Source organism: Streptomyces sp. NPDC056160 (genome assembly GCF_042268205.1).
Taxonomy (GTDB): Bacteria; Actinomycetota; Actinomycetes; order Streptomycetales; family Streptomycetaceae; genus Streptomyces.
In genome coordinates this window covers 1,294-3,043 of sequence record NZ_JBHJUW010000298.1, presented here as the reverse complement: position 1 = coordinate 3,043, position 1,750 = coordinate 1,294, and the positions used below count along the sequence as shown (strand labels likewise).

The window sequence follows — 1,750 nt, the reverse complement described above, 5'->3', positions numbered from 1 at the left end:
GGGTGGTTGGTCGTTGTTTGAGAACTGCACAGTGGACGCGAGCATCTGTGGCCAAGTTTTTAAGGGCGCACGGTGGATGCCTTGGCACCAGGAACCGATGAAGGACGTGGGAGGCCGCGATAGTCCCCGGGGAGTCGTCAACCAGGCTTTGATCCGGGGGTTTCCGAATGGGGAAACCCGGCAGTCGTCATGGGCTGTCACCCGCTGCTGAACACATAGGCAGTGTGGAGGGAACGCGGGGAAGTGAAACATCTCAGTACCCGCAGGAAGAGAAAACAACCGTGATTCCGGGAGTAGTGGCGAGCGAAACCGGATGAGGCTAAACCGTATGCGTGTGAGACCCGGCAGGGGTTGCGTATACGGGGTTGTGGGATCTCTCTTGATCAGTCTGCCGGCTGGTCGGTGAGTCAGAAACCGTTGATGTAGACGAAGGACATGCGAAAGGTCCGGCGTAGAGGGTAAGACCCCCGTAGTCGAAATGTCAGCGGCTTGCTTGAGAGACACCCAAGTAGCACGGGGCCCGAGAAATCCCGTGTGAATCTGGCGGGACCACCCGCTAAGCCTAAATATTCCCTGGTGACCGATAGCGGATAGTACCGTGAGGGAATGGTGAAAAGTACCCCGGGAGGGGAGTGAAATAGTACCTGAAACCGTGTGCCTACAAGCCGTGGGAGCGTCGGAGTGGAGTTTGCTTCACTCTCGTGACTGCGTGCCTTTTGAAGAATGAGCCTGCGAGTTTGCGGTGTGTTGCGAGGTTAACCCGGGTGGGGTAGCCGTAGCGAAAGCGAGTCCGAACAGGGCGTTTTAGTAGCACGCTCAAGACCCGAAGCGGAGTGATCTAGCCATGGGCAGGTTGAAGCGGAGGTAAGACTTCGTGGAGGACCGAACCCACCAGGGTTGAAAACCTGGGGGATGACCTGTGGTTAGGGGTGAAAGGCCAATCAAACTCCGTGATAGCTGGTTCTCCCCGAAATGCATTTAGGTGCAGCGTCGTGTGTTTCTTGCCGGAGGTAGAGCACTGGATAGGCGATGGGCCCTACCGGGTTACTGACCTTAGCCAAACTCCGAATGCCGGTAAGTGAGAGCGCGGCAGTGAGACTGTGGGGGATAAGCTCCATGGTCGAGAGGGAAACAGCCCAGAGCATCGACTAAGGCCCCTAAGCGTACGCTAAGTGGGAAAGGATGTGGAGTCGCAGAGACAACCAGGAGGTTGGCTTAGAAGCAGCCACCCTTGAAAGAGTGCGTAATAGCTCACTGGTCTAGTGATTCCGCGCCGACAATGTAGCGGGGCTCAAGCGTACCGCCGAAGTCGTGTCATTGCAGCAATACGCCCAACGGCGGCTGTGATGGGTAGGGGAGCGTCGTCTGCCGGGTGAAGCAGCACCGGAAGGTAGTTGTGGACGGTTGACGAGTGAGAATGCAGGCATGAGTAGCGATTCACACGTGAGAAACGTGTGCGCCGATTGACTAAGGGTTCCTGGGTCAAGCTGATCTGCCCAGGGTAAGTCGGGACCTAAGGCGAGGCCGACAGGCGTAGTCGATGGATAACCGGTTGATATTCCGGTACCCGCTGTGAAGCGTCAAACATCGAGCATCGTGATGCTAAGGCCGTGAAGCCGCCCTGATCTCTTCGGAGTTGAGGGGAGTGGTGGAGCCGCCGGCCCAAGCGGTTAGTAGGTGAGTGATGGGGTGACGCAGGAAGGTAGTCCATCCCGGGCGGTGGTTGTCCCGGGGTAAGGGTGTAGGCCGT

Annotated in this window: 1 rRNA gene (cut by a window edge); it reads left to right on the top strand. The window is 57.6% G+C overall.

Annotated features, from left to right (window positions below):
• The first annotated feature begins 49 nt into the window (after positions 1-49).
• Positions 50-1,750, top strand: a 23S ribosomal RNA gene (locus ACFC02_RS42130) (it continues 1,271 nt past the right edge of the window).